Source organism: Maribacter sp. ACAM166 (assembly GCF_005771495.1).
Lineage (GTDB): Bacteria > Bacteroidota > Bacteroidia > Flavobacteriales > Flavobacteriaceae > Maribacter.
This window is the reverse complement of sequence record NZ_VAUW01000086.1, coordinates 1-2,300: the sequence shown is the minus strand read 5'-3', so window position 1 is coordinate 2,300 and position 2,300 is coordinate 1. Positions and strand designations below refer to the sequence as shown.

At 33.5% G+C, this 2,300-nt stretch carries 3 protein-coding genes; 1 reads left to right on the top strand and 2 read right to left on the bottom strand.

The window, feature by feature from the left end:
• Positions 1-728: 728 nt before the first annotated feature.
• Complete coding sequence (locus ES765_RS21975) at positions 729-887, bottom strand: hypothetical protein (RefSeq protein ID WP_171017406.1); 159 nt, start codon at positions 885-887, stop codon at positions 729-731.
• A gap of 55 nt (positions 888-942) precedes the next feature.
• Here ES765_RS21975 and ES765_RS21410 point away from each other — a divergent pair, with 55 nt between their 5' ends.
• Entirely contained in the window at positions 943-1,128 is a 186-nt protein-coding gene (locus tag ES765_RS21410; protein ID WP_138116559.1) for a hypothetical protein, read from the top strand.
• 347 nt (positions 1,129-1,475) lie between these two features.
• Here the strand turns inward: ES765_RS21410 and ES765_RS21400 are convergent, their stop codons facing one another.
• Positions 1,476-1,988 carry a hypothetical protein gene (locus ES765_RS21400; protein WP_138116555.1) on the bottom strand — a complete coding sequence of 171 codons (513 nt, stop codon included), beginning with the start codon at positions 1,986-1,988 and terminating at the stop codon, positions 1,476-1,478.
• Between the last annotated feature and the right edge of the window lie 312 nt (positions 1,989-2,300).

Below are 2,300 nucleotides of genomic sequence, written 5' to 3'. Positions count from 1 at the left end.
ACTGAAAGCTATGGCAAAATACAAATGGTACTTATCAAATCTGGTCGCTTTTATAAGACTCAACCTTTTTGTTAAGGTAGACCTCCAAAAATGGCTCGACCACCCTTTTCAAGACCATCCGCCGCCTAAACAAAATATCGTACAGGGGGTTCTATTCTGAAAAAAACCAAAACGGTAGCTTTAGGTCAATGAAAACAGTAAAGTTATTCATTCTTGAAAACGTTTAGGACAGGATTGTTTAAGAATATATAAATTGATAAAATAAAATTGCGTTACGTAGTATGCTATTTTTGCAACGTGCTATATTAGTCTTATAAGATCAACGTTTTATCGGACTCAAAGATTTTCCTATAATTGCTAAATACCCTTTCAAAGTTCAAATAAACCTAATTATCACTTAATTGAATTAGTATATTTAACCCCATCTTTAATTATATTTTAAAGGTGTCGTTCAAAATCTTACTTTTTACTTAAGATGCATATAGCATGCGGCTAAAATTCAGTTTTCTGTTGGTTCATAAAAAAAATAGTATGCGCCTTGTAATTGAACCTTTTTAAGTGTGGTAAATATTCAGTTGCATTTCGACCTAGTTCTGAATTGATTGCTAAAATTTTAAAACATTGCAACAAGTTTGTAATATAGTCTAGTGTTTGTGATTCTCGCCATACTTTTAGTGTGATTCATGATATAGTCAACGTCATAATTAGCTTTGAGCAATAGAATATATTTATACATTTCGCTCTCCTTTGGTCTTTACCTTTATACGATTTATAGCCGCTTCCATAGTATCCTCGACTGTTCTTGACATAGGACTTATACCACTTTCATAACCATCTTGTATAGCCACTTTGGCACTAAAAAAATGTCTGTTACGTTCTTCGTCCAAGCGGATTAAGTGTCTTATGTTTTCGCTACCGTTCGCGAAAACCTCCTATCTAAATTTGAAGTTTGATCCAATTTTAAGTTTGTGTGCAGAAAAAGGAATGGTTTCTGGTCATACACAAGCCATAGATTCTGCCCCTGTAAAGGCGAATACGAGTATGGATACTTTGGAGATCAATGTACCCGAAGAATATTTGCGAAAAATACGAGCGATAAGTTCAATTGATAAAGAACTGCCCCTGTAGGCTTCCCCATAATTGTAGTCTTACCCAGTTCATGGGCCATAGAAAAATAAATACCATTGGACTGGAACGGGCAAACAAGGTGATGCATCTTTCCGCAATCGCCTACAACCTCAAAAAGTACTTGAAATTCGAACAAAAACGAGTAAAAAGAGGGGCAGGGCAACTTGCCTTAATAGTCTTTATAAAAAGTGTCTTTCAACACCTATTTAGTACTTATACAAAGCATCAAAAATCGGCTTTTAACTTCTGATTTAATACGAAGAAAGCCTCTTAGAGAGGCCTGTATTGATAGGTTTTGTGCTGAATTAACCGCTTGTGCAACGGTTACTCGTGTTAGCAAAAGTTTTTTATTCTTTATTCAAAAAATCAGTTACTAAAGTTTTCTTATCAGATTCCATTTCACAAGTCCAACTATCTATACACCATCTTCCATTTTCATAATGAAGTTGAATGCTATTTAGTCCTCTAATATTTGATTCAGTTTTTGGGTTAGTCCGTATTTCAAATGCACTCCAAACTTGCGCAATATTTCCATACTTGCTAACTATTCTTTTAAGTTCCTTTTCATAAAAATCCTCTTTCGGTGCTAATCCTATTGGTATATATTCCGATTCAAGTGTATGCGATTCCGCTTTTCCATTTTCATCCAGTCTTGTTATAACAGCATTTTTTGAATGAATATATTTGTCTCTTTCAAATTCCCAAGGTTCACTACTCGAACCTGAAACAACATCATAATATGCATTTATTATCGCATCTACTGATTTTACGTCTTCTGCGTATTTTTCTTCGTTAGTTTGTCCGAAAATTGAATTGCAAGCGAAAATTATGCTAATTGATGTAAGTAATATTTTGTTCATATCGATTGGTTTTAAATTTTTGTTAATGGTCTTGTACATCTTAAGTTTGATTCTCGTTAATTATAGGTTAGATTAATAACATAATCAGAAAGGACAAAAGAGAGGGAAAAGTTCATCTTGTATATTGAGACGTAGATCTCGTGTTTCTAGAGGAACCCTCTCTTTTACTACTTTTATTTCGTACAGTTCCTTTAGATTTGAATTTAGAAATAACACATAATTATCTTAATATTGATGTTGTTGAAAAGAGGGGTCTGGGGGAGACTAATATCTTATTAAATGTTCATATTTTTATTGAAAAGAGCGGGGTGA